Annotated in this window: 27 protein-coding genes; 16 read left to right on the top strand and 11 right to left on the bottom strand. The window is 44.2% G+C overall.

The features are described 5' to 3' along the window. Positions 1-187: 187 nt before the first annotated feature. From PN466_RS12350 to PN466_RS12335, 4 genes are all read left to right on the top strand, one after another. Positions 188-2596, top strand: coding sequence for a phosphoketolase family protein (locus PN466_RS12350; RefSeq protein ID WP_271939936.1), 2409 nt, complete (start codon positions 188-190; stop codon positions 2594-2596). Between the two features lie 99 nt (positions 2597-2695). Further along, complete coding sequence (gene coaE / locus PN466_RS12345; RefSeq protein ID WP_271939935.1) at positions 2696-3295, top strand: dephospho-CoA kinase; 600 nt, start codon at positions 2696-2698, stop codon at positions 3293-3295. 86 nt (positions 3296-3381) lie between these two features. Then, positions 3382-3732 (top strand): hypothetical protein, encoded by a 351-nt coding sequence (locus tag PN466_RS12340; RefSeq protein ID WP_271939934.1) that lies wholly within the window; start codon positions 3382-3384, stop codon positions 3730-3732. 36 nt (positions 3733-3768) lie between these two features. Beyond that, complete coding sequence (locus PN466_RS12335) at positions 3769-4119, top strand: cupin domain-containing protein (protein WP_271939933.1); 351 nt, start codon at positions 3769-3771, stop codon at positions 4117-4119. Here PN466_RS12335 and PN466_RS12330 read toward each other — a convergent pair. Further along, positions 4083-5012, bottom strand: a complete 930-nt coding sequence (locus tag PN466_RS12330; RefSeq protein ID WP_271939932.1) for a LysR family transcriptional regulator — start codon at positions 5010-5012, stop codon at positions 4083-4085. The two genes, PN466_RS12335 and PN466_RS12330, sit on opposite strands and share 37 nt — an antisense overlap. 222 nt (positions 5013-5234) lie before the next feature. On the opposite strand from PN466_RS12330, the gene ycaC reads away from it, so the two are divergent. After that, a complete protein-coding gene (gene ycaC, locus PN466_RS12325; protein ID WP_271939931.1) occupies positions 5235-5861 on the top strand; it encodes an isochorismate family cysteine hydrolase YcaC in 627 nt (208 codons plus the stop codon). Positions 5862-5922: 61 nt separating this feature from the next. Then, complete coding sequence (locus tag PN466_RS12320; protein WP_271939930.1) at positions 5923-6528, top strand: nitroreductase family protein; 606 nt, start codon at positions 5923-5925, stop codon at positions 6526-6528. 15 nt (positions 6529-6543) lie between these two features. Here the strand turns inward: PN466_RS12320 and PN466_RS12315 are convergent, their stop codons facing one another. After that, complete coding sequence (locus tag PN466_RS12315; RefSeq protein WP_271939929.1) at positions 6544-6855, bottom strand: MGMT family protein; 312 nt, start codon at positions 6853-6855, stop codon at positions 6544-6546. Positions 6856-6997: 142 nt separating this feature from the next. Here PN466_RS12315 and PN466_RS12310 point away from each other — a divergent pair, with 142 nt between their 5' ends. From PN466_RS12310 to PN466_RS25660, 5 genes are all read left to right on the top strand, one after another. Continuing rightward, positions 6998-7516: a GNAT family N-acetyltransferase gene (locus PN466_RS12310; protein WP_271939928.1), complete on the top strand. Its 519-nt coding sequence runs from the start codon at positions 6998-7000 to the stop codon at positions 7514-7516. After that, entirely contained in the window at positions 7513-9477 is a 1965-nt protein-coding gene (locus PN466_RS12305) for an amidohydrolase (RefSeq protein ID WP_271939927.1), read from the top strand. Before PN466_RS12310 ends, PN466_RS12305 begins: the two co-directional genes overlap by 4 nt. Positions 9478-9514: 37 nt before the next feature. Further along, on the top strand, positions 9515-10084 hold the full coding sequence (locus tag PN466_RS12300) for a cytochrome b (RefSeq protein ID WP_271939926.1): 570 nt from the start codon (positions 9515-9517) through the stop codon (positions 10082-10084). Between the two features lie 481 nt (positions 10085-10565). After that, complete coding sequence (locus PN466_RS12295) at positions 10566-11129, top strand: antibiotic biosynthesis monooxygenase (RefSeq protein ID WP_271939925.1); 564 nt, start codon at positions 10566-10568, stop codon at positions 11127-11129. Between the two features lie 31 nt (positions 11130-11160). Continuing rightward, complete coding sequence (locus PN466_RS25660) at positions 11161-11874, top strand: rubrerythrin family protein (protein WP_278003075.1); 714 nt, start codon at positions 11161-11163, stop codon at positions 11872-11874. A gap of 205 nt (positions 11875-12079) precedes the next feature. On the opposite strand, the gene PN466_RS12280 is transcribed toward PN466_RS25660, so the two are convergent. Next, positions 12080-12589 carry a 6-pyruvoyl trahydropterin synthase family protein gene (locus PN466_RS12280; protein WP_271939924.1) on the bottom strand — a complete coding sequence of 170 codons (510 nt, stop codon included), beginning with the start codon at positions 12587-12589 and terminating at the stop codon, positions 12080-12082. A gap of 91 nt (positions 12590-12680) precedes the next feature. After that, positions 12681-13232: a Uma2 family endonuclease gene (locus tag PN466_RS12275; protein ID WP_271939923.1), complete on the bottom strand. Its 552-nt coding sequence runs from the start codon at positions 13230-13232 to the stop codon at positions 12681-12683. Between the two features lie 366 nt (positions 13233-13598). Here PN466_RS12275 and PN466_RS12270 point away from each other — a divergent pair, with 366 nt between their 5' ends. After that, positions 13599-14462 (top strand): hypothetical protein, encoded by an 864-nt coding sequence (locus PN466_RS12270; RefSeq protein ID WP_271939922.1) that lies wholly within the window; start codon positions 13599-13601, stop codon positions 14460-14462. 64 nt (positions 14463-14526) lie between these two features. On the opposite strand, the gene PN466_RS12265 is transcribed toward PN466_RS12270, so the two are convergent. The 3 genes from PN466_RS12265 to PN466_RS12255 form a co-directional block, all read right to left on the bottom strand. Beyond that, positions 14527-15762, bottom strand: a complete 1236-nt coding sequence (locus PN466_RS12265) for an NAD(P)/FAD-dependent oxidoreductase (RefSeq protein ID WP_271939921.1) — start codon at positions 15760-15762, stop codon at positions 14527-14529. 313 nt (positions 15763-16075) lie between these two features. Continuing rightward, entirely contained in the window at positions 16076-16504 is a 429-nt protein-coding gene (locus tag PN466_RS12260; RefSeq protein ID WP_271939920.1) for a hypothetical protein, read from the bottom strand. A 21-nt stretch (positions 16505-16525) separates the two neighbouring features. Then, positions 16526-18196 carry a CTP synthase gene (locus PN466_RS12255; RefSeq protein WP_271939919.1) on the bottom strand — a complete coding sequence of 557 codons (1671 nt, stop codon included), beginning with the start codon at positions 18194-18196 and terminating at the stop codon, positions 16526-16528. Between the two features lie 222 nt (positions 18197-18418). Here PN466_RS12255 and PN466_RS12250 point away from each other — a divergent pair, with 222 nt between their 5' ends. Continuing rightward, the gene (locus PN466_RS12250) at positions 18419-19228 is read left to right on the top strand and encodes a 2-keto-4-pentenoate hydratase (RefSeq protein WP_271939918.1); all 810 of its coding nucleotides are present in this window, start codon (positions 18419-18421) and stop codon (positions 19226-19228) included. Positions 19229-19240: 12 nt separating this feature from the next. Here PN466_RS12250 and PN466_RS12245 read toward each other — a convergent pair whose 3' ends face one another. Beyond that, the gene (locus PN466_RS12245; protein WP_271939917.1) at positions 19241-19624 is read right to left on the bottom strand and encodes a DUF423 domain-containing protein; all 384 of its coding nucleotides are present in this window, start codon (positions 19622-19624) and stop codon (positions 19241-19243) included. 53 nt (positions 19625-19677) lie between these two features. Between PN466_RS12245 and PN466_RS12240 the strand changes: the two genes are divergently transcribed. Continuing rightward, entirely contained in the window at positions 19678-19935 is a 258-nt protein-coding gene (locus PN466_RS12240) for a hypothetical protein (RefSeq protein WP_271939916.1), read from the top strand. Here PN466_RS12240 and PN466_RS12235 read toward each other — a convergent pair. Beyond that, positions 19932-20543, bottom strand: a complete 612-nt coding sequence (locus PN466_RS12235) for a DNA-methyltransferase (RefSeq protein WP_271939965.1) — start codon at positions 20541-20543, stop codon at positions 19932-19934. The genes PN466_RS12240 and PN466_RS12235 overlap by 4 nt on opposite strands. Next, on the bottom strand, positions 20544-20810 hold the full coding sequence (locus PN466_RS12230; RefSeq protein ID WP_271939915.1) for a hypothetical protein: 267 nt from the start codon (positions 20808-20810) through the stop codon (positions 20544-20546). It lies immediately after the preceding gene. A gap of 147 nt (positions 20811-20957) precedes the next feature. Here PN466_RS12230 and PN466_RS12225 point away from each other — a divergent pair, with 147 nt between their 5' ends. Then, positions 20958-22484, top strand: a complete 1527-nt coding sequence (locus PN466_RS12225; RefSeq protein WP_271939914.1) for a phosphomannomutase/phosphoglucomutase — start codon at positions 20958-20960, stop codon at positions 22482-22484. 39 nt (positions 22485-22523) lie between these two features. Then, entirely contained in the window at positions 22524-22724 is a 201-nt protein-coding gene (locus PN466_RS12220) for a hypothetical protein (protein ID WP_271939913.1), read from the top strand. Positions 22725-23117: 393 nt separating this feature from the next. Here the strand turns inward: PN466_RS12220 and PN466_RS12215 are convergent, their stop codons facing one another. Then, the gene (locus PN466_RS12215; RefSeq protein WP_271939912.1) at positions 23118-24680 is read right to left on the bottom strand and encodes an NAD(P)/FAD-dependent oxidoreductase; all 1563 of its coding nucleotides are present in this window, start codon (positions 24678-24680) and stop codon (positions 23118-23120) included. Positions 24681-24688 lie beyond the last annotated feature (8 nt).

The raw sequence follows: 24688 nt of genomic DNA, 5'->3' as shown, positions 1-24688 counted from the left end.
AGAGGGATAAACGCCACTCTGGGAACCCAAAGGAAATCTTAAGATTTTTGGACTCTGGGGACATTTCGCTGGTAAAGGAGTTTAAGATACCAAAAGTTCAGAAGCATGGCTTGGAACTGAAAAGTGACGGCTCAAAATTGACACAACTTCAAGCATTTGGCCCTTTCGTTAAGATAGATTAGAACTTATGGTAGCTTCACCTGAAAGACTCAGTCCCCAGGAAAATTCACTCTCCCCCGATGAGTTAAAAAAAATGGATGCCTACTGGCGGGCTTGTAATTATCTTGCTGTAGGTATGATCTATCTGCGAGACAATCCATTACTAAAAGAAACTCTTAAACCCGAACATATAAAATACCGCCTCCTCGGTCATTGGGGAGCATCCCCAGCCCTCAGTTTCAGCTATGTTCACCTCAATCGGCTGATTAACAAATATGACCTCAACGCAATCTACCTAGCCGGTCCCGGCCATGGTGCCCCTGGAGTTTTAGGCCCCGTTTATCTGGAAGGAACCTATTCTGAAGTCTATCCAGACAAAAGCGAAGACGAAGAAGGGATGCAGAAATTCTTCAAGCAGTTCTCGTTCCCCGGTCATATCGGCAGTCATTGTACCCCAGAAACTCCCGGTTCTATCCACGAAGGGGGAGAACTCGGTTACAGTGTTTCCCATGCCTACGGAACAGTGTATGATAACCCCGACCTGATCGCGGCTGTGGTGGTTGGAGATGGAGAAGCGGAAACCGGCCCTCTGGCTACAGCTTGGCACTCAAACAAATTCCTGAACCCAATCCGGGATGGGGCGGTTTTGCCTATTCTTAACCTGAACGGCTATAAAATTGCCAACCCAACGGTTCTCTCTCGCATCAGTGCAGAGGAACTTGAAAGCTTATTTATCGGCTATGGGTATACCCCCTATGTGGTTGAAGGTGATGACCCGGCCATTATGCACCAAAAGATGGCCGGAACGATGGAAACTTGTATTAACCATATTCGGGCAATTCAAGAAGAGGCTCGTCGAACAGGAAAAGCCAAACGCCCCCGCTGGCCAATGATTATTCTGCGGACTCCTAAAGGCTGGACGGGGCCCAAAGAAGTAAATGGTCACAAAGTAGAAGGCTTTTGGAGAGCGCACCAAGTGCCTATGGGCGGAATGCACAGTAACCCAGAGCATGTGCGTTTGTTGGAAGAGTGGATGAAGAGCTATAAACCGGAAGAACTGTTTGATGAGAACGGCAAACTGATTCCAGAATTAAAAGAACTGGCTCCAAAAGGCGATCGCCGCATGAGTGCGAACCCGAGTGCTAACGGTGGCATCCTCCGCAAAGATCTAAAAATGCCAGACTTCCGCAACTTTGCTGTAGAAATCCCCAAACCGGGCACTGTGGAAGTGGAAAATACGAAATTCCTCGGCTACTTTCTGCGGGAAGTTATGCGCGACAACCCAAATAATTTCCGGCTCTTCGGCCCCGATGAAACGGCTTCTAACCGTCTCCATCCGGTCTACGAAGTGAGCAAAAAAGTCTGGATGGCTGACTTTCTTCCCGAAGACCTCGACGGTAGCGAACTCTCTACGGATGGTCGGGTCATGGAAATCCTCAGCGAACATACCTTGCAAGGATGGTTAGAAGGCTACTTACTGACCGGTCGTCATGGACTCTTCCATACTTACGAAGCCTTTGCCCATGTAGTGGATTCGATGTTTAACCAACATGCCAAATGGTTAGATATCTGTAAAAATGAAGTCCCCTGGCGGGCCTCCGTATCTTCCTTAAATATTCTCCTCTCTTCCCTCGTTTGGCGACAAGATCACAACGGTTTTAGCCACCAAGACCCTGGATTTGTAGACCTGGTAACCAACAAAAGTCCCGATGTGGTTCGCGTTTACTTCCCCCCCGATGCCAACTGCTTACTCTCGGTTTCTGACCACTGTTTATGCAGCACTGACTATGTAAATGTGATCATCTCGGATAAACAAATGCACCTGCAATATCTCAATATGGAGGATGCGGTTAAACATTGCACCAAAGGGATTGGCATCTGGGAATGGGCCAGTAATGATGACTGTGGCAAAGACCCGGATATGCCGGATGTGATTATGGCTTGCTGTGGCGATATTCCGACGATGGAATCTTTGGCTGCAACTGCTATTTTGCGCGATGAATTCCCGGATCTTAAAGTACGGTTTATTAATGTTGTTGATTTGTTTAAACTGATGTCAGAAGGGGAGCATCCCCATGGTTTAAGCGATCGCGACTTTAACAGCCTTTTCACCGTTGATAAACCTGTAATGTTCAACTTCCATGGTTATCCTTGGTTAATCCACAAACTGGTGTATCGCCGCGCTAATCAAGACCGGATTCATGTTCGCGGCTACAAAGAAAAAGGAAACATTAACACCCCTCTGGAATTAGCGATCAATAACCAAGTCGATCGCTTTAACCTCGTAATTGATGTAATTGACCGCGTGCCGAAACTCGGTTCTGCGGCTGCCTATGTCAAAGAACGGATGAAAAATGCCATTATCGAAAACCTCCAATATGCCCGCGAACAAGGCATTGATAGGGAAGAGATTGTCAACTGGAAATGGCCGTATTAATCATTTAATACGAATAGGGGCGAAATTCTTTTCGCTCCTTCCTTGTTCTATATATTTCATTGTTATTGGAAATGACGAATAAGAGGGACGATCTCAACGATGAGCCAAAAACAAGCGCAAATTGGAATTACGGGGGGAATTGCGACTGGGAAAAGTACGGTTACTGGATATCTTGAACAACGTTATGGTTTACCCGTGTTTGATGCCGATCGGTATGCACGAGAAGCAGTGCAACCGAAATCGCCGATTTTCCAACGCATTGTGCAACGATATGGAAAGACTATTGAGTTACCAGGAGGCGGATTAAATCGTCAGCAGTTAGGGGAAATTGTCTTTAGTAACCCCGTAGAGCGGCAATGGTTAGAGGAGCAAATTCATCCTTATGTGCGCGATCGCCTATACCATGACCTCAATCAATCCTCTCCCCAGGATACCCTAGTCTTCTCCATTCCCCTCCTCTTTGAAGCCCAGATGACCGATCTAGTCGAGGAGATTTGGGTGGTCTACTGTTCTGAAGCGCAACAAATAGAACGGTTAATGCGCCGCAATCACTTGACTTTAGAACAAGCGCAGATGAGAATCAACTCTCAAATGCCCTTAGCTGAAAAATGCCAGCGAGGCGATCGCCTGTTAGATAACTCTTCCACTGAGTCCGAATTGTTTCAACAAATCGATCGAATCCTCCAATCCAACTTTTAATCGATGGGATAGCGGCGATCGCCAGTTTTCGGTTACAGTAAAATATAATTCAATCACCCTAACATAGGTAAACAATTCAATCACGGATGGACAAGGATTTAGACCCTACTCTACAACCCTGGGAACAGGAACTCAACGCCACTCTAGAGCGGATACAAAGCCTAGCCGCTACACATCAAAAGGATGCCGTTACCTTATTAGCTATCCTTCGCAGTCTCGAAGACATGCATCGTTATATTCGAGAAACCTGGTTTCAAGACTCCCTTCCCAATAACCGTCAAGCCTTGTATACCCTGCTGCGAGACATGGAAACCGAAGGAGGATGGCCCTATATTAGTCGAGTACAGTTACAAACTATTCTCAGGGTTTGGTTTCAAGCCGAGGTCATCCGCAATTTACCGAAGTCCTTAGAGTCTGAATCTCTAGATGAACCATAATGCGTTTATTCCCCATTCCCTATTCCCTATTCCCTAATGAAAATCACGACCTTAAACGACATCCCCCAAGAAGGCGTTTCGCATAATGCCAATATCCATAAACAAGTCATGTTACGTATTGGGGACTTACCCCATTTAACCAACTTTTCCCAAGCCAAATTTCCCCCTGGAGAAGTCGCGAATGGTCACGCCCATCAAGATATGTGCGAAGTCTTTTTTATTGAATCTGGCACAGGGATTATTACCGTAGATAACCAGGAGTATACCCTTTCTCCAGGCACTTGCATTGCCATTGATGTTGGAGAAATTCATGAATTACGAAATACCGGTTCAACGGAATTAGTAGTAACCTATTTTGGCTTAAGAGTTCCCGTTTCTGAATCCTGACATTTAACCTCATCCAATGCCTGTTGCATAAATTGAGTAAATAGCTTAACCTTCTTGGAAATGCTCGAACTTACCGGATACACGACATATAACGTCAATTCTGGAACGTTATAGTTCGACAAGAGAACCTGTAAATTTCCTTTCCTTAAATCTTGTTCGACAATAAAGTTGGGCAACATTACAATGCCCAATCCATTGACAGCCGCATCTCGCAAAACTTCTCCATTGTTAGAACAAAAGACCCCATCAATAGAAATAAGTCTTTCTTCTCCTTGATAAATGAAGGGCCAACGTTCCCCAGTTGCCAAATATCCATAATGCATACACGAATGTTGTTTTAAGTCTTCAATCTCAGTCGGAATCCCTCTGTTGTTGAGGTAACTCGGGGCTGCACAAATGACGCGAGAAATAGTGGCAATGGGGTGAACAATCAAACTTGGAGATTTTAGAGGTAAGCTGATGCGAATAACCAGATCGTAACCTTCAGCGATCGGATCTACAAAACGATCTTCTAACGTCAATTGGATTTTAACCTGTTTATATTGAGTCATAAACTCAGCTATTTTTGCACCTAAAAAGGAGAGACCAAAAGACATCGGAGCATTGATTTTCAGATTTCCTTTCGGTTCAGTCTGTTGCTCAGAAATACTGAATTCTGCTTCTTCTAAGCGATGAAGAATATCAAGACAGCGTTCATAAAATGCTTGACCATTATCGGTCAGTGTAACTTGACGCGTTGTACGGTAGAGCAATGGCACTCCCAAATACTTCTCTAAAGCAATCACCAGCTTATTCACTGCTGAACGCGAGAGCTGCATTTTTCTCGCCGCCGCAGCAAAGCTACCTTCTTCAACGACTTGTGTGAATGCATGTATACTTTCAAACTTATCCATCAGACCCTGAATTGTAAACAAAATAGAGACAATGTGTCTCTAAAATACTATATTGTCTTTTTTAGAGAACCATTTTATGATGAGGGTGGCTGGTACAAAATTCATCTGCTTGTGTAGCAGCCCTTAATTAATCACTTAACGACCCATTACTTTGTAAAGATCGAGCTAATGTTATTTAGCTTGATAACACCGCTATGTTGTCTCAATCTGTAATCAATAATCATGCCTGATTCTTATCAATACAAACGTCTATCTAAAGATGATGCCGTCGTTTTACTTATCGATCATCAAGCGGGTTTAATCTCATTAGTCCAAGATTATTCACCCAATGAATTTAAGAATAACGTTTTGGCTTTAGCAGAATCAGCGAAATTCTTTAATCTTCCAACCATCCTAACCACCAGTTTTGAAAATGGCCCTAATGGCCCTTTAGTTCCCGAAATTAAAGAATTTCATCCCAATTCCCCTTATATTGCTCGTCCCGGTCAAATTAATGCTTGGGATAATGAAGACTTTGTGAAAGCCATCAAAGATACCGGTCGTAAACAACTGATTATGGCGGGAGTTGTGACGGATGTTTGTGTGACGTTTCCTGCTTTAAGTGCCCTGGAAGAAGGCTTTGATGTTTTTGTGGTAGCTGATGCGTCGGGTACATTTAGCAAAGATGTACGAGATGCAGCATTATTGCGGATGCAAGGGGCTGGGGTACAAATGATGAATTGGTTTAGTGTCGCCTGCGAACTCCATCGTGACTGGCGCAATGATATTGAAGGTTTGGGGGCTTTACTCTCTAAGTACATTCCCAACTATCGAAATTTGATGACCAGCTATTTTGCTACACAACAGTAATTCCAGTATTCTAATAGATTAATTCGTGAAGCATTAAACCAATCAAGAGGAGTTTGACTCAATGGATACTTTACAGGCGATTTATCAACGTCGTTCGATTAAAGGTTTCGATCCCAATCATAAACTGACTCCAGAAGAAGAGGGAAAACTTCTGGAAGCTATGATTCAAGCTCCAACGAGTTTTAATATTCAACATTGGCGTTTTGTAATTCTTCGCGATCCCGAATTACGTGAAAAAATTCGCAAAGAGTTGGGCAATGACCAAGCACAAATGACAGATGCTTCTTTACTAATTCTGTTTACAGCAGATATGAAAGCCTGGCAGAAAGCCCCCGAACGCTATTGGCAAAATGCCCCCAAAGAAGTGGCTGATTTATTAGTAGGTTGGATGGGGCCGTTTCATGAGGGACGGGAATGGCTACAGCGGGACGAGGCTCAACGCTCGATTGGTATGGCGATGCAAACCTTGATGTTAGGAGCTAAAGCAATGGGCTATGATTCTTGCCCAATGATTGGCTTTGACATTGAAAAAGTTGCAGAACTGATTCATTTACCCGCAGACCATGTAATGGGGCCAATGGTTGCCATTGGTAAAAAATTTAAAGAACCTTGGCCAAAACCCGGACAATTGCCGTTGAGCGAATTGGTGATTGAAAATAGGTTCTAAACCGTTTGAATCGGTTTAAAATTGATAAAGGACTTCACTCAAATTTTCGATCCGATTATTTTTGATCGTAATGCCCTCGTTTAGGAGTAATTCCTTTTTACGAGGTACTCCTAAACGATAATTACCAATTTCGCCATTGCTTTTGACCACTCTATGACAAGGGATGACAATCGGATTGTCATTACGAGCCATCGCATTTCCCACGGCACGATAGGCTTTAGTATTGAGGGCTTTTGCGATTTCTTTATAGGTTGTGACCTGACCTTGGGGAATTTTTGTTAAAAGTTCATAGCACTTTTGATGAAAACTAGGCGTTTGATTTTTCATACTGTTGATCTGGCTCTGAATAATGCCCTGAATATTTGATTCAATATAGCACAAATCACCAAGCATTGTAATGGATAAGAGATTGCCTAACCCTGGAAGGTCAGCCTAAAATAACCTCTGAAAACAATCCCCTTGATGCGTGATGATTATTCGACCTCTAGAACAAGCTGACTGGCCAGCAACTTGGCAAATTATCGAGCCTGTATTTCGTGCAGGTGAGACCTACAGCGTTGCAACTCATATTACAGAAGAAGAGGCATTTAAAGTTTGGGTTGAAATGCCAGTAGTTACCTGCGTTGCAGAAAATTCAGATGGGTTAATACAGGGAACTTACTATCTAAAGGTAAATCAACCCGGACCGGGTTCTCATGTTTGCAATTCTGGCTACATCGTGGCAGAAGCAGCTCGTGGGAAGGGCATCGCTTCTGCTCTGTTCAAACACTCTCAGACAGAAGCTGTAAGACTTGGATTTCGGGCGATGCAATACAACTTTGTGGTGTCAACCAATACGGTTGCTGTTCGGCTCTGGCGGAAACTGGGCTTCGAGATTGTGGGGACATTACCGGAAGCGTGTTTACATCCGTCACAAGGCTTTGTTGATGTCTATGTGATGTACAAGAAACTTGACCTGTCATCTAACAGTATGACTAACTCATTATGAATCAATACCACAAATTCCACCGACGAGATTTTTTTAAATGGGCTTTAGCCGCAGGATTTTCGACGTATCTATTAGATAAAGGGAAATCATGGGGACAAAACCCTACTGATACGAGTCAAAAAGCCGATCTAATTCTTTATAATGCCCGGATTGCTACCCAAAACGATCGCCGCTCCTTTGCTGAAGCTGTCGCAATTAAGGGTAACCGTTTTCTCGCAGTGGGTACGGAAAAGGAAGTGATGGCGTATCGCGGCGATCGCACCCAAACCATTAATCTGAATCGTCGCACGGTCATTCCCGGCTTAAATGATAGTCATACTCACTTGATTCGAGGTGGTTTAAACTATAACATGGAACTGCGCTGGGATGGTGTGCCCTCCCTCGCGGATGCCCTGCGAATGCTCAAAGAACAAGCCGCGAGAACCCCTGCCCCTCAATGGGTACGGGTGATTGGTGGGTGGAGTGAATTTCAGTTTGCTGAACGCCGGATGCCGACGTTGGCAGAAGTTAATGCGGTATCGAGAGATGTACCCGTATTTATTCTCAATCTATACAATCGTGCCCTGCTCAATGGGGCTGCATTACGCGCTCTAGGGATAGACCGTAATACTACACCCCCTCCCGGTTCAGTCATTGAAAAAGATCGCAATGGTAATCCGACAGGAATGCTGATTGCTAAACCCAATGCGGCCATTCTTTATGCAACGATCGCCCAAGGCCCCCTATTAAGTTTAGACGATCAAATCAACTCCAGTCGTCACTACATGCGGGAAATGAACCGTTTGGGGATTACCAGCGTCATTGATGCCGGTGGTGGAGGACAAAATTATCCCGATGACTATCAAATCATTGACCACCTCCACAAAGAAGGATTGATGACTGTTCGGGTCGCTTATAACCTGTTTACCCAAAACCCAGGGGCAGAAAAAGCCAATTTTGAACGCTGGATTAACATTGCCAATCCGGGACAAGGAGACGATTTTTATCGCCTCAATGGTGCAGGAGAAATGTTAGTCTTCTCAGCCGCAGATTTTGAAGACTTTACCGAACCTCGTCCCGATCTCAATCCCAACATGGAAGCCGAACTTACAGAGGTGATTCAACTTCTGGCTGCTAATAAATGGCCATTCCGACTCCATGCCACCTATAATCAATCGATCTCGCGGTTTTTAAATATATTTGAGAGAGTGAACCGCGAAATTCCCTTTAATGGAATGCACTGGATTTTAGATCATGCAGAGACGATTAGCGATCGCAATATTGAGCGAGTCAAAGCGTTAGGTGGTGGCATTGCCTTTCAACATCGGATGGCGTATCAAGGCGAATACTTTCTTGACCGATATGGCGTGCAGGCTGCTAATCGTACTCCTCCCATTAAAAAAATCATGGCGATGGATGTGCCAGTATCCGGGGGAACAGACGGCACGCGAGTCGCCAGTTACAATCCTTGGGTCGGTTTATATTGGTTAGTAGCTGGCAAAACTGTTGGCGGCACAACCCTTTATTCTGAAGCCAACCGTCTCGATCGCATGGAGGCTTTAAGGCTATATACCACGGCTGCCGCTTGGTTCTCCAATCAAGAGGGAAATAAAGGCGCAATTATGCCCGGTCAATTGGCAGATTTAGCCGTCCTATCAGAAGATTTTTTCTCTGTACCCGAAGAGAGAATCAAACATCTTGAATCCGTGTTAACCCTTGTCGATGGTCAACCCGTTTATGGCAGTGAAGAATTTAGCAACTTATCTCCTCCACCCTTACCTATTAGTCCAGATTGGTCTCCGGTAAAATATTTTGGGGGATATCATAATGATTCTCGGATCAGTGTTATTCCTGCATCTGAGCAGAGGTGGACTTCAGGTATTCACTCACCAAAACGACCCAACTTAAAGTTATTCTCTTTGAATCAACCGGGTAGTCTATCTCAATTTTGGGGAGGTCTAGCTTGCGCCTGTTGCTACTAAGATCAATTAAAAATTAAAATCGAAAAGAAATGCGATCATGACAACAAAACAAAACAAACCTCGAAAAACTTCAGCTTTTCAACACTTAATGAGCGTGCATTGGTGGATGGCGGGCTGTTATCTTATTTTGTTTTGCACTGGGCCAATCATGGCTCGTTTGCCACGAGATCTCCCTGGTCGTAATGGACTCTACGACTTTCATAAATCGATCGCAATTATCTCTCTGATTCTCTTAGCTTGGCGTGTTATCACCTTAGTTCGTGTTTGGGGGAAAAAATATGCCAAGCGCTTTCCCAAAACCACTCCCAAATGGTGGCAGAAGACCCTTTTACACCTGAGCCTGTACATCTTGATGGTGGGGGTTCCCCTGACTGGTTTTTTCTTCTCCAACTCTTTCCAAGCCAATGGTGTAAAATTATTCGGGCTGGTGGTTCCAGATTTGTTTCCCCCCAATGAAGACCAGGTAGAGTTGGGGCGTGCGCTCCACTTTTGGTCATCTTATGGTTTTTTGCTATTCGTTACCTACCACACTTACCAACAATGGCATTATGTACGAGGAACCTGGCGGCGCTGGCAGGGATTTCGGCAAGGCAGCAGGGCAAGGTAGGATAGCATCAAATCCTTAAATGCTTGATACCAATGCATACTAACGAGGTATAGTACTCAAGCAGAGACGGAAAGGGTGCAAAAATTGAGAGTGGAGTATTGGGAGAAAATTAGAGATATAGACCCAGAAAACCTAATTTTTATAGATCAAACGGTTATTCTTATACGGGGAAGCGTCCCTTATTGTCGCTCAGAAAAAGGGACAAGATTCAGGGAAATGAAACTCTTTTATCGAGGGTCAAAAGTGACTTTAGTTGGAGCTATTACCCAGGATAGAGTTGAAGTCTTTTATTTCTAATTTCTCTCCTACTACCCGCTCTATGATTGATACTCTTCTGGCTGTAGCCCTGGACTTAATTGATCGGAAATATTTAAGGAATTGGTTTGCTCATTGTTGCTACTGTACTTCATGACAGCGCTTCGCGCTGTCACCTTTTAATCCTATGATTAAATCCCCCTATCCCCCCACTCCCCCAGAAAGTATGAATGACGCAAATAATCAAAATCAACAAGTGACTGCTGTCATTTCCCATTATATTCGCCCAGGTCGCGAATCTGGATATGAAGAGTGGTTGCAAAGCATTTCTGAAGTGGCCAGAGAATTTGAGGGTCATCAGGGGGTAACTATTCTCAGACCTCAATCAGGTTCGAGAAAGGAATATGTGATTATTCTCCGTTTCGATCGCTATCACAATCTCTGTCACTGGCTGCGATCGCCAGAGCGAAAAGAATGGATTGAACGCGCTCAACCCCTGACTGAAAAGCAAGAAAATGTACAGATTCTCACCGGATTAGAAGCGCTGGTTTCTCTCCCCAATACCATATTTTCTCCTCCTCCAAAATATAAAACCGTCTTAGTGACTTGGCTGGGAGTTTTTGTCTGTTCATCAATCTTGGGTTATCTGGTTACCCCTCATTTATCTGCCCTGCACTTTCTTCTCCGCCAAGCCATTATGACCGGATTAGTTGTTGTTTTATTGGCTTATGTTGTTATGCCGAGATTAACCCGTTTATTTCATAAATGGCTGCATTCTACTAAGATATAATGACCTGCTCAAACAAAAACAAACGTGAACTATGGATTTATCCAATAACAACACCGCTAAAAATCTCGAGGCTGCCTTTGGTGGAGAGTCAATGGCAAACCGTAAGTATTTATTTTTTGCTGAAGTGACGAAAAAGTTAGGGATGCCAGAATTGGCGAAACTCTTTCGAGAAACAGCAAATCAGGAAACTGAACATGGGTTTGCCCATTTTCGCCTCATTCATCCCGAACTGGTAGTTGATGATACTGAATCGTTGACAGAAGAGCAGAAAAAGGCGATCGCCTCCCGATGCTTAGAACTAGCCATTGAAGGAGAAACTTACGAATACACCACCATGTATCCAGAGTTTGCTCAAGCAGCCAGAGAAGACCGTGACAGCGATGCAGTAGCTGAATTTGAAGCTCAAACCCAAGAATCCCAAGAACACGCTCAAATCTTCCGTAAAGCAGCCCACAATTTCGGCCTGCTCACCAGTATTGAACAGCATCACGCTCGTCAATATACGGATGCTCTCAAGGTTTTAGAGGGTCAAACTGCAACCAAAAAAGCCCCCAGCGATGATGAAGCGACGCAAAAATGGATTTGTCGTCAATGTTCGATGATCTACGATCCAGTAAAAGGCGACCCTGATTCTGGAATTGCTCCCGGAACTCCCTTTTCTGCGATTCCCGATGATTGGAGTTGCCCTATCTGTGGAGCGCAGAAAAAGCTATTTATTCCCTATGAAGAACCTGCCGCAGCGTAGTGGGCTGTCTCAGCTAAAATAGGGCATTAGGTGCGATTGATTGTAGCGCTAGAGTGCTAAAATAGAGGAAAGAGTATAGGAGAGACCCTTCTCTTTTCTCTATCTTTTTCTAATGCATACAATCAGATAAAATACTGTCAGTTAAGTTCATTAGCGATAGTATAACGTACACAATTATTTAGATGTCCACCGTAATTATTAATCATTAATTACTTTCTACTACAGCAGAATTTCGTTCATGTTCCCGAAACTCAACACGCTTAACTCTTACTCTACCTGCAGTTTCCGTCTGCACAAATTCATTAAGCTTAGTCAACACCAACTCAGCAAACTTTTCTGCACTGACTGCTTGAAGCACTCGAAGCTGAATCACCCCCTGTTCTTGTAGTTGATAAAAACTCGGTAAATAGGGGTCATCTTCTGCTACAATCACCGTATGATCAAACATATACTCCATCCATGCTTTCGGATTCATGCCATCAATTTGAGTCCTGGCTTTTTTCATCCCACCAAAATCCCAAACCCAACAATGGTGATCTAGCTCTCCTTCAAACCAAACCTTAAACGAGACGCTATAACCGTGTAAAAAATGACAATGAGAACCTTGCGATCGCCACTGTCGAAAGCAAGTAGAAAATCCATCAAAAACTTTTGTCGATTGGTACTTCAATTTAGGCTGTTTATCAATAGGTTCAGAAACAGAAACGATCTCCATTCAGATAGATCAAAGCGAAAAACCAAGATGCAGCCTGAGTAGAGATCAGCCCGTAGTATAACATACTCAGTCACAATGGGATCGGCTCCATTTAATCAAATTCCGGGGCCCAGATTTCGACCACCGGTAATTCCCATCCAGGGAGCAATTCCGGAACCGTAAAAATATCTCCATCACCTAACGTTATCGGGTCTTGATTGAGTTGATAAACTTCCATGGTACGAGTTCTTGGATCGACCAATACTCCTACCTGAGTTCCTAATGCTATAAATTCTTGAATTTTATCGCGCAATTTGGTGAGACTATCGGTTTTCGACTTAACTTCAAACATGAGATCTGGCACTAATTCAGCATAACTATCAGTGGTGCGAGGTAAACGTTGAGCGAGGATAAAAGAAGCATCTGGTGCGCGAACATCTCCATCAGCATTGGGTAAACGAAATCCACCACTAGAGGCAATGACTCGCCCTAATTTTCGCGGTCTCACCCAATGGGATAATTCAGCGACAATAGCAGCAGCGACTTCATCTGATTCTAACCCCGAAGGACTCATAAAGATAATTTCTCCTTGAACTAATTCCATCCGATAGTTGGGATGCTGGGTTTGGAGATATTCTAAGTCTTTGATGGTTAATTTAGGCATAGAATTTATAGTGTGAGCTTGATGTTGGATTCTAATATAGCGCTTTGGGCGATCGCGCGATTCATCCCTAGTACGCTGGTAATGAGTAGTCAACGAAACCCTGTTTAGCCGCTATGTCTAGAATTCCTCTCCTTAGGTAAATAGTAGTCATATCAGTATGAGATTGATCCAATTGCCTCTTGTAACACTTGATCTCGAATAAAATATTCAGTACCCTGTAAGCCAAAAAAATCCCACAGAGCCTCAAACTCTGCTACTATTGACGCGAGATAGTAATGGGCCAGGAATTGAAGACTTAACCTGAGTCACCATTGTCTGTCTCACTCCTCCTTGTCCAAATTCATCCGGTTCAGGGTACTCAGCGCCATGGCACAACCTAATCCAGCAGAGATCACCGATGCTCTCAACAGTGTCTTACAACCCCAAGGGGTTACCGCCAAAGCACTGGTTAAAGAAGGCTGTTTACATATCCTCCTGGAAGGGGAAAACATACCCGAACAGGAAGAATATGTGGCGATCGTTCATGACGAAATCCTCAATATGGGTATTGACTCGTTCCCAACCCTACAGATCTACGGCCGTCAAATTGGATCGAAAAAGCCGAGTTGGAGCGATACAATTGACTTGTTGCAAGGGAAAGAAGATGAGGAAGAGCTACCCAATTTTGCCCTTGACGATCCGGATGAGGATTTAAATTCTTATAACGGTAACGATCTCGATGGTGCGGAACCTTTAGACTCAGAGCTTGATGAATCTGGAGAGCAGAAGAAATCAGGGGCGAAGAAGTTCTTGCCTTTGTTGGCAATCCCTATTGTTGCTGTCATTGGTGGCGCAGTTTGGTGGTTTTTCCTACGTCCGGCTCCAGCTCCTCTCCTGCCTGCAACTGCACCGGAAATTGCTCCTGACACAGCAGCCCCTGAGACAGCCGTAGAAAGCCCACCAGAAACGACAGAACCGGAAGCCACACCTGCAAATCCGGCATCAGTTCCCCCAGCTTCAACCGATCCGTGGAGAGAGGGGATTAACCTAGCGATGAGTGCTGCTGAACTGGCGCAAACGGCTAGTACCCGTGCTGAATGGGAAGAGGTTTCTAGTCAATGGCAGCAAGCACGGGATTTAATGGCTCAAGTGCCAGAGGATAGTGAAAACTATGGAGCGGCTCAGGAGCGGGTTATTACTTATGGTGAGAATGCAAATTCAGCTCAGATCTGGGCCGATCGCAGTAATTGAAGATAGAAAAATCTGCATGTAGGGGCGAAAAATTTTTCCCCCCTACAAAATGTGTGGTTATAACCTATTTTTTTAGCAGCGATCGCTCAAAATTCTTACCTTTGAGCATACGATTCCAGTACAGGAACGGCAAACCGTAGCGCTTGAGCAACCACATGCTATAGCGTTCCTCCGTTGGTTCGAGGGGAAATGTAGGACTTGGATTTTTATCATAATCAAACTCGGCAAAGATCACCTTGCCATATCCCGTCACTAAGGGGCAACACGCATAACCATCATACTGATTATTCAGGGATTTAGACTCCATCAGAGCCAACAAATTTTGCACCAGTACAGGTGCTTCTGAACGCACAGCAGCAGCGGTTTTGGACGTAGGCAGAGATGAGGCATCACCGAGGCCAAACACATTAGGATAGCGATTATGCTGGAGGGTAAACTTATTCACATCGATCCAACCTTTAGCTGCTCCTTCCGTACCCGCTAAAGGACTATTCTTGACAAAATCTGGAGCGCTCATTGGTGGACTGACATGGAGGAGATCGAAAGGAATACTCACCGACTCCACACCCTCATCTGTCGTCACCTCAAAAATGGCCTCTTTGGGATCGGTTTTAATAGTTTTCAGGTTATATTTAACCCGCATCTCAATATCTTTGCGCTTAACAATTTCCATCAACGGTTTGGCATAGGCAGGAACGCCAAAAATCCCACCGGTTGCCGTGCAATACATAACCTTAGAGCGATCGCGAAGCCCATTTTTCCGGAACGCTTCATCGGCTAAATACATAATCTTTTGGGGGGCACCGGGGCATTTAATCGCCGTACCTGGATAAGTAAAAATCGCGGTACCGCCCTTGAAATTGCGAATCATTTCCCAAGTTTTGGGGGCTTGCTCAAAGGCATAATTACTACAAACCCCATTTTTCCCTAATGTTTCGGGTAGCCCTTCCACCCAATCCCAATGGATTTGTAGCCCAGGACAAGCCACCAAATAATCATAAGAAACCACACTTCCATCCTGGGTAACCACTTGATTTTGATCGGGCTGAAATTCCTGACAATAGGCTTTAATCCAAGTTGCTTTTTCTGGAATACATTCTTTTTCGGGTTTGACCGTATCTTCTGCGGCAAATGCTCCACCACCGACTAATGTCCAAGCCGGTTGATAATAATGCTTTTCTGACGGTTCAATAATCGCCACATCTAAATTAGAGTTTGCATTTAAGAGCTGGGCTGCTACTGTAATTCCTGCGGAACCTCCGCCAACAATTACAATTTGATGATGGGTTGAATTTACCATAATTTCTCGATCTATGCTGAAACAGTTTTTAGCATACTATAATAACCTAGTCTGGTCGGATTAAAATTTAAGAAAAGATAAAGAACCTCTCTCAACAGAAGAAAAAATGCTGTAGGGGAGAAAAAATTTTTCTCTTCCACTTGAGTATCTTAAGGTTTGAGAGACCTTTTTTTTAGAAGGAATAACCATAAGAAGACAGGATGACTGAATTACTATTTATTTCCTGCTCACTGATGTCAAGAGGTCTATAGTGTTTCTCTTTTCTATGAGGTACAGCTTGAAGCCTTAGAACCTAAGCCATACAAGCTATTGCTTATTCATCATCCAAAGAATAATGAGTTTGTTGTCGAATATACTCAATGACTTCATGATAGGCTTGCTCATGAAATTTCGGATTGAGGACAATTTCTGTCTGACTATTGGGCAACCAAAAGGTCAACTTTTTATTCCCTGGATGATAGGCAAACAAACTGATCTGAATCAAATTGATAAAATAGTCATTGCGCTCATAGTGGAACTTGAGCCAATTTCTATCCTTCCGATTCTCTAAACAGTTATGAATATACTTTTGAACTTTCAAGTAACTTTCCAATTCGCCTTGGGGAGTCAGGACAATGGGCGTTTGACTATCGGGTAACCAAAAGGAAATTTTACCATTCGTGGCACAAATAAACGTATCTATGCGGTCTAAATCGATCACATAGATTTGACGCTCAAATGGAATTTTAGCCCAGAATGCCACCAGTTTGCCTCCAGATCGTGCTTATACTAAATTGGCTGGAAGTGGAGTTTTAGGAGTAAAATCTTCCTGTATTTCTGAAGTTCCCAAAGGTTCTCCTGTATAGTCTTGGGCAGCTTTGATAAACCCTTGGAATAGGGGATGGGGATGGCTAGGACGAGAGTGAAATTCAGGATGAAATTGACAAGAAATAAAGAACGGATGTTGGGGATATTCGATAATTTCCACTAACCGTCCATCGGGAGAAGTTCCACTGATCACATATCCCGTTTCTAAGAAAAGGTTGCGATAGGCATTATTAAATTCATAGCGATGTCGATGGCGTTCATAAATCACTTCTTTTTCATAGAGTTGGGCAGCTAAGGTATTGGGCAATATGCGGCAAGGATACAGTCCTAAACGCATGGTTCCGCCTAAGTCCACCACATCTTCTTGTTCGGGTAATAGGTTAATGACGGGGTTAGGCGTTTGGGGTTCAAATTCGGCACTATGGGCAGGGTTTAATTGGGCGATATTTCTCGCCCACTCAATGACGGAACATTGCATTCCTAAACATAATCCCAGAAAGGGAATTTGATGGGAACGGGCATATTCAACGGCTTTAATTTTGCCATCTACACCGCGAATGCCAAAGCCTCCAGGAACAACTAAGCCATGGATACCTTGGAGATGGGTTTCGGCTCCGTCTTTTTCTAAGTCTTCAGAGTTGACCCAGTGAATATTAACATGGGAATTAATGGTGATGGCGGCGTGGCGTAGGGCTTCAATGACGGAAAGATAGGCATCGGTGAGGCGGACATATTTACCGACGATCGCCACTTCCAGGGAGCGAGTAGAATTAGAGAGACACTCGACAAGGCTTTGCCATTTCTGGAGTTGGGGAGGACGTTGCTCTAAACGCAGTAAGTCAATGACTTGGGTGGCTAATCCTTCTTCTTCCATTCTCAAGGGTACTTCGTAGATGGTACTAACATCTTGAGCGGGAATCACACATCCGACGGGAACATCACAGAATTCAGAGACTTTGGATTTTAGGGAGTCGGGTAGGGGGCGATCGCACCGACAGACTAAAATATCAGGTTGAATGCCAATCGAGCGCAATTCCTTCACTGAGTGCTGGGTGGGTTTCGTCTTCATTTCTCCCGCCGAAGGAATCCAAGGTACGAGGGTAACATGGATATAGAGCACCTGATTGCGCCCTACATCTTTGCGGAATTGGCGAATCGCTTCTAAAAAGGGTTGAGATTCAATATCACCAACTGTTCCACCAATTTCGGTAATCAGCACATCTGGGGTAGAGTTGCGAGCGACACGGTGAATGCGTTCTTTAATTTCATGGGTAATGTGGGGAATTACTTGTACCGTTCCCCCGTGGTAGTCTCCCCGACGCTCTTTATTAATCACAGCTTGATAGATAGAGCCTTGGGTAACACTATTGAGGCGAGACATGGAGGTATCGGTAAAGCGCTCGTAGTGTCCCAAATCTAGGTCAGTTTCTGCTCCATCTTCGGTAACGAAGACTTCCCCATGCTGAAAAGGACTCATCGTGCCGGGGTCTACATTAATATAGGGATCAAGTTTGAGGATAGAAACAGAATAATCCCGTGATTTGAGCAGTCGTCCTAAACTGGCGGCGAGAATTCCTTTACCAATACTGGAAACTACACCCCCTGTGACAAATACGAACTTGGTCATGTTCTGAACTCTACCCTATTCTTTCGCTTCCCATTTATTGTGCCACATCACGCTCGATCATTAGACTTCTTCGAGAAGTCAGGGAATAGGGAATGAGGAATGGGGAATGGGCCTGTGCCAAAATGTGAGAGAGTGAACCCATAATTAGGGCGTGGAGACTAGATGATGATGGCGTGGAGATCGAGGAAAGCATTAGTAGCAGGACTTTCTGGGAGCATCCTTTTGACCGGCAGTGTCTGGGCTGAAGTGCGTTCGATGCCGAGTTCTGTAGAGCGCTTGGTGAGAGATTATATGAATCATACTCCAGTTTCGGCGATCGCTCCCAATGGCACTCTAGAACAAGCTGCTCAATTTCAGCAACAATTTGTACAAGCCCTCATTCCCCAACTTGGGCCCATTGTCGGCTATAAAGCCGCTTTAACCAGTCCTGTGGCTCAGGAGCGGTTCGGGGTTTCCCATCCTCTGCGGGGAACTTTATTAAAAGAAATGTTACTCTCGAGTGGTGCAACTGTTCCCGTCAACTTTGGCGCTCGTGGCGTATTTGAAGCGGATTTGATGGTGCGCGTGGGAGATGCGAAGATCAATCAAGCGAAAACTCCCCAAGAGGTATTAGAGAGTTTAGATGCTGTCATTCCCTTTATTGAATTGCCCGATCTGATGTACGATCGCACCGTAACCTTAAATGGCCCTGCCTTAGTCGCTATCAATACCGGAGCCAGGTTAGGGGTTTTGGGGGAACCGGTAGCACTCGAAGGGACTCCCGAATGGGAAAAGCGGTTAGGCTCCATTGCGGTAGTCATGGAAAATGGCAAAGGAGAGACGTTATCGGAGGGGAGCAGTAGCGCTTTATTAGGGCATCCCTTGCAAGCCGTATTATGGCTAAAAGAAGATTTGAGAGCTGCTGGAATTGATTTAAAACCGGGAGATTTGTTATCTTTAGGAACCATTACCCCCTTAACTCCGGTAAAAGAGGCCATGATAATTCGAGCGCGATATGAGGGTTTGGGGGAAGTTTCGGTAACATTCGAGTAATGAATATTGGGTTTAACCAGCCGTTTTCAACCATGTAGACAGGGCTAAACATCCCCAACCAATTAAAAATGCTACACCGCCGAAAGGGGTAATGGCTCCGAGGATTTTGATTCCGGTGACGCTGAGGGCATATAAGCTACCGGAAAACAAGAGAATTCCAGCGACAAATGCCCATCCTGCTGTCACCATCCAAGTATTTCCCACATGCATAGAATTCAGCAATAGGGCAACCAAGATAATGCCGAGGGCGTGATACATTTGGTACTTGGTGGCGGTTTCAAAGATTTCCAGGGAGCGATCGCTCAGTTGATCTTTAAGTGCATGGGAGGCAAAAGCGCCGGCAGCAACGGCGATCGCTGCGAATAGCGATCCTAACGTCAGAAAAACTTGACTCATTTCCCTCTCTCCTCTGCCTTTGTTCTAGTCATGATCGTAACACACAAAACACCATGAAAGTTATTAAACACGAACAGCTAATCAGTTCTCCAGATATAGCTAGTTTTGTCGTTGTTCTTTGTCGCAATTTAGCCCAATATTTAACTGACCGCATTGGCAACTTTGAAGAACTCGAACCGTATTTTGATTTTTGGCGCAATTGTGGAGCATGTTATCAAGGAAGTTTACTCATTTTTGGAGTCGAACACGATCAAACCAGTTACGAAGTACCCAGAATACCTAAAGGAACTGATGGACGCGCTAAAGCTTAACCTTCCACATAATCGTTATTCTCATGATAGCATAAATTATGCTCAGTTAGCCTTTCAATAATCACATCACAATTTTCAATTTCCATCCCTATCCAATTGCGTCCCGTTACTTCACAAACAGCATAGGTTGTCCCACTTCCACCAAACGGATCGATAATGAGATTTCCGGGTAAACTAGATATTTGGATAACTCGTTCTAACAGCTTAGTCGATAACTGATTTGTCTTTCTCTTCGGACTCTTAAATTTCCAATGACGCACCGGAGGAATATCATTCCAAAGATCAGTTAAATTAACCCCTAGCGGATTTATCAATTTACGATGTCCCCCATAGTCTTTAATTTCTTTACCACAATGGCGACAGGTTTCTATTGGTGTTCTGATTTTCCGAAACACATTCGGTTTACCTTTAGAATAATACAGCAAACTATAATGGCTCGGATATAATCGACCAGGGATCGGCATACTAGATTTAACGTTAACAGAAATCCAATGGCGGAAATCTAGACCATTTTGCATCAAAGTATTGCCTAAAATGATATTCCACTTCGATAAATTATATACAAAAAAGCTTCCTCCTGGCTTGAGAACTCTACAACATTGTTCGATCTAGGAAAAGCACCAAGATAAATATTCATCATCAGAGCGTGAATCATTTGATTTCTGGCCGTAGGCTTTCCCTAGATTGAACGGAGGATCGGCAAAAACAACATCAGCCACTCGATCTTCAATATTTTCCAAAATGGTCAAGCAGTCTTGCTCAAACAAAACACCTAGACTAGAATCTAAACAGGGTTTCACTTTAAAATCGGGCTTAAAAAAGGATTGATAGGAAAATTTTTCATTCTGATTCAAGTCTAGACTAAGCTGTTTCATGATAACCAGGTGTAGCGTCTTTATTCTAGTTTAATGGAGTTCAGTTTTTTGTCAATCTAGGGCAGATCGGTAAATTATCTTAAGCTTAGAGGAAAAAAGCGAAACTTAGGGTACTCTGAAAGTTAGCTTTATGTATGCTTACTAGCTATGGTTAACGATATCAATTGGAAAAAATTACAAAATGGCTCGGATATTCGAGGAGTGGCACTTCCCTTGATCCCCGATGAGCCGGTTAATTTAACGCCCGACGTTTGCCGTAAAATTGGTCAAAGTTTTTGCACTTGGCTCAGTCAAACTTTAGAAAAACCAATTACAGAATTAACTCTAGGGTTGGGACGCGATAGCCGTATTTCTGGGCCAGAATTGATCGATGCGATGATGGAAGAGATCGCTGCCCTGGGTGCAACAGTGTATGATTTCGGACTGGCTTCGACCCCTGCCCTATTCATGAGTACAGTAACCCCTGGGTTTATGTGTGATGGGTCAATCATGTTGACAGCTAGCCATCTCCCCTCAAATCGCAATGGATGTAAATTTTTTACGGCTAAAGGGGGATTAGAAAAACAAAATATCAGTCAGATTCTGAGCATTGCCTCCGAAACCCACTTTACACCCGCACCTACCCCCGGAATCATTACCTCCAAAGACTTTATGAGCGTTTATGCCGGTCAACTGGTGCAAAAAATCCGGGAAGGCACGAACCATCCCACCAATTTTGAACAACCCCTGAAAGGTCTCAAAATTGTCGTTGATGCCGGTAATGGTGCAGGGGGATTTTATGTCAGTCAAGTCTTGCAACCCTTGGGTGCAGACACCACAGGGAGTCAATTTCTTGACCCAGATGGCCATTTCCCTAACCATGTACCGAACCCCGAAAATGGCAAAGCAATGGATGCTATCTGTAAAGCGGTCACGGAGAATCAAGCGGATTTGGGGATTATCTTTGATACTGATGTAGATCGCGGGGGAGCCGTAGATGGCACGGGTAAAGAACTGAACCGCAACCGTCTCATTGCCCTCATTTCTGCTATTGTGTTGCGGGAACATCCCGGATCGACTATAGTTACGGACTCCATTACCTCTGATGGTTTAGCGAAGTTCATTACCGAAGACCTCAAGGGAACTCATCATCGGTTTAAGCGTGGGTATAAAAATGTTATCAATGAAGCCCAACGATTAAACGCAGAAGGTCAGGAATCTTGGTTAGCTATTGAAACCTCCGGTCATGCAGCAATGAAAGAAAACTATTTTCTTGATGATGGAGCTTACTTAGTCAGTAAACTGGCGATCGAATTGGCAAAAGCGAAATTAGAAGGGCGATCGCTCAATGATTTAATCACTAACCTCAAAGAACCTGTCGAAAGCCAGGAATTCCGTATTAAACTTGCCCTGAATGACTTCAAACCCTATGGTAATCAGGTGATTGAAGCCTTGCAAACCTTTGCTAACGCTCAACCGAACTGGAGTGTAGTTCCCAATAACTATGAAGGCGTGCGAGTTTCCTGCACTGCTCCAGAAGAAGATGGATGGTTTCTCTTGCGTTTGTCCCTCCACGATCCGGTGATTCCCCTGAATATTGAATCCAATGTTAGCGGTGGTGTGGTCAAAATTGCCCGTAAACTGCTCGCATTTTTCCAATCCTTTGATGCCCTAGATCTTTCAACGATGAAGTAATATCATATTTGGCTAATTCATTATAAAAGTCATTGCGAATTGACATACATCTGTAGGGGCGAAAAATTTTTCACTCCTACTGTTGTAATACCCTTTCCCTATGAAGCTCAGCTTCATGGGAAAGGGTATGACTGGATTTTCGAGTTTCTGTTAGGAAAAAATGTCGCGATCGCCGATACTGCAAGAGTTTTAGAAGTCAGTCAAGACAAATGTTTTCCCAGTTTGACAGAAGAGGGATAGTTTGACGCTTCGGTACTTCTTCCTCCCCAGACACTCGCCAGTTCAGCTAGGTTCACAGTTTTATAGTTGTTTTAATTAAGGATGGGACATGGTTGTAGGGGCGAACGGCCGTTCGCCCCTACAGATACCGTTGTTGTAGATAAATCTTGGTGTGTCAATCTTAATTAAAATGACTATAGCTCGGAACACAACGATAATGAACAAGGCGATCAAGGAGAGTCTGTCTCCATGCCAGCCCAGATGGGATCGTCATTGCTCTCGAATGGAGTCACTGTATTGCATGAGGGTCTGATTAGTGTTGTGCTAACTTCCATCAAACCCTCTCCTTGCATCCTTTTCAACTTTTTTGTCCTGTACTGAGATTATCAACGCATCCTACAATTTTGTTGATTATTAACTGTGATAATCCCGTCCTGAGCCGTAGTGCCAACTATCAAGCCAACGATGATAGGTGTATAATTGCTCTGGAGACAAAAAATTGAGATAGCGTTCTAAGGATTTACCGATTAAATCTAAGAGAGTATAACTGGCTAAATTCTGATAATGGAGCGTCCAATTGAACAAAGTAGACAAACCAACTTGAGGAATTATTTTTAGAACAGAAATGGGTTGCTGAATCCAGGTTTGAAGTAAGGTTTGGGTTAAGCCAGGAAACTGTACTACATCTTGAAGAAAGGGATATAAGACTTCATTACCTGCTTCTTCCATGATGGCAAAAACACCACTGAGTAAGTCATTGGGAGGCACAAGAAAGTCTTTACTTTCCATTTTTAAACTCATAGAGCGCTGGAAGAGCCAAGTGACCGATAAACTGGGTTGATAGGGTTGGAGAAGAGTTAAGTCTTTCTGTTTGAGAGTATCGAGGGTTAAGGCTTCTTCAATACCCAAGGTTAAACGCTTTAAGTGACGGATCATGGCTCCAAAACCACCAAAACTGAGGGGGGACTGGCTGCTGCTACTATCACCGATGGGTAAAATACGGTCAAAGGGCAATTTAAGGGGACTGTTTTGATAACAGGGAAAAAAGCCAAAGAGGGCACGTTGAAAGGTGAGTTTATCGAGGGAAATATTTTGGTATTCTGGCAGCAAGCGCAAATATTCCTCATAGAAAAATTCGAGGCTAAATCGGTCAGGATGGGCATCTAAGTAGGTAAATAAATAGGTGGTGCGACCATCTTTTGCCGGAAAAGCTTCCCAAAAATATTGACAGTGATTGATAGGTGGAGTGAAGGAGACAAAGAGATCTCCAGTGTCACTTTTAGGATATCCTTGAGCGACGCTACCAACGACTAAACAAACGGCATCGGGTTTTGCTCCTGCTCGCGCTTGTTGACTAATAGGGGAAAAGTGACCCATGGCATCTAGGAGTAAGCGAGCGTTAAGATAGAGATCGCCCACTTTAACCATAACTCTATCTGGATAAATGGTTGCTCCTTGAAATAGTGTTTGCTCTAATAGGGTTCCTCCCGCTGCTAGAAAACGCTGCTTGAGAGACTCCAACAGAAATACCGGATCGATACCAATATTGAGGATATCCTTAACCCAAATATCGTCACCACCCGGAAAACTAACCCGAGCTGGGTTATACTCAGTGGCGATCGCCTCCTCTAACTGTTCTGGAGTCAGTAACCCCAACTCTACCAAAACCCCTAACTCCCGACGGGAAATATTCCACTCCTGTATCCTGCCACGCAAAATCCCCCGCTCTACCACCGTTACCTGTATCCCGCGCAACTGCAAGGCACAGGCCATCATAATCCCTAGTGTGCCTCCACAAATGACCACGTCTGTATCTAAGGGTTGATGGGGACTAGAACCTTCTCGATCTGCTACAGTAACGACTGAGGAGACAGGAATCTTGCCCGATCGCAAACTCGACCAAAGCCCATCCACCTTTCGCAACTCTCCCAGCACATCCCCTGGTAATTGGGATAAAATCTCTTCAGTTTTGCTCATAGCCTTAT

It is taken from the genome of Roseofilum reptotaenium CS-1145, assembly GCF_028330985.1.
In the GTDB taxonomy this organism is placed as follows: Bacteria; Cyanobacteriota; Cyanobacteriia; order Cyanobacteriales; family Desertifilaceae; genus Roseofilum; species Roseofilum reptotaenium.
This window is presented reverse-complemented; position numbering and strand designations above follow the sequence as displayed.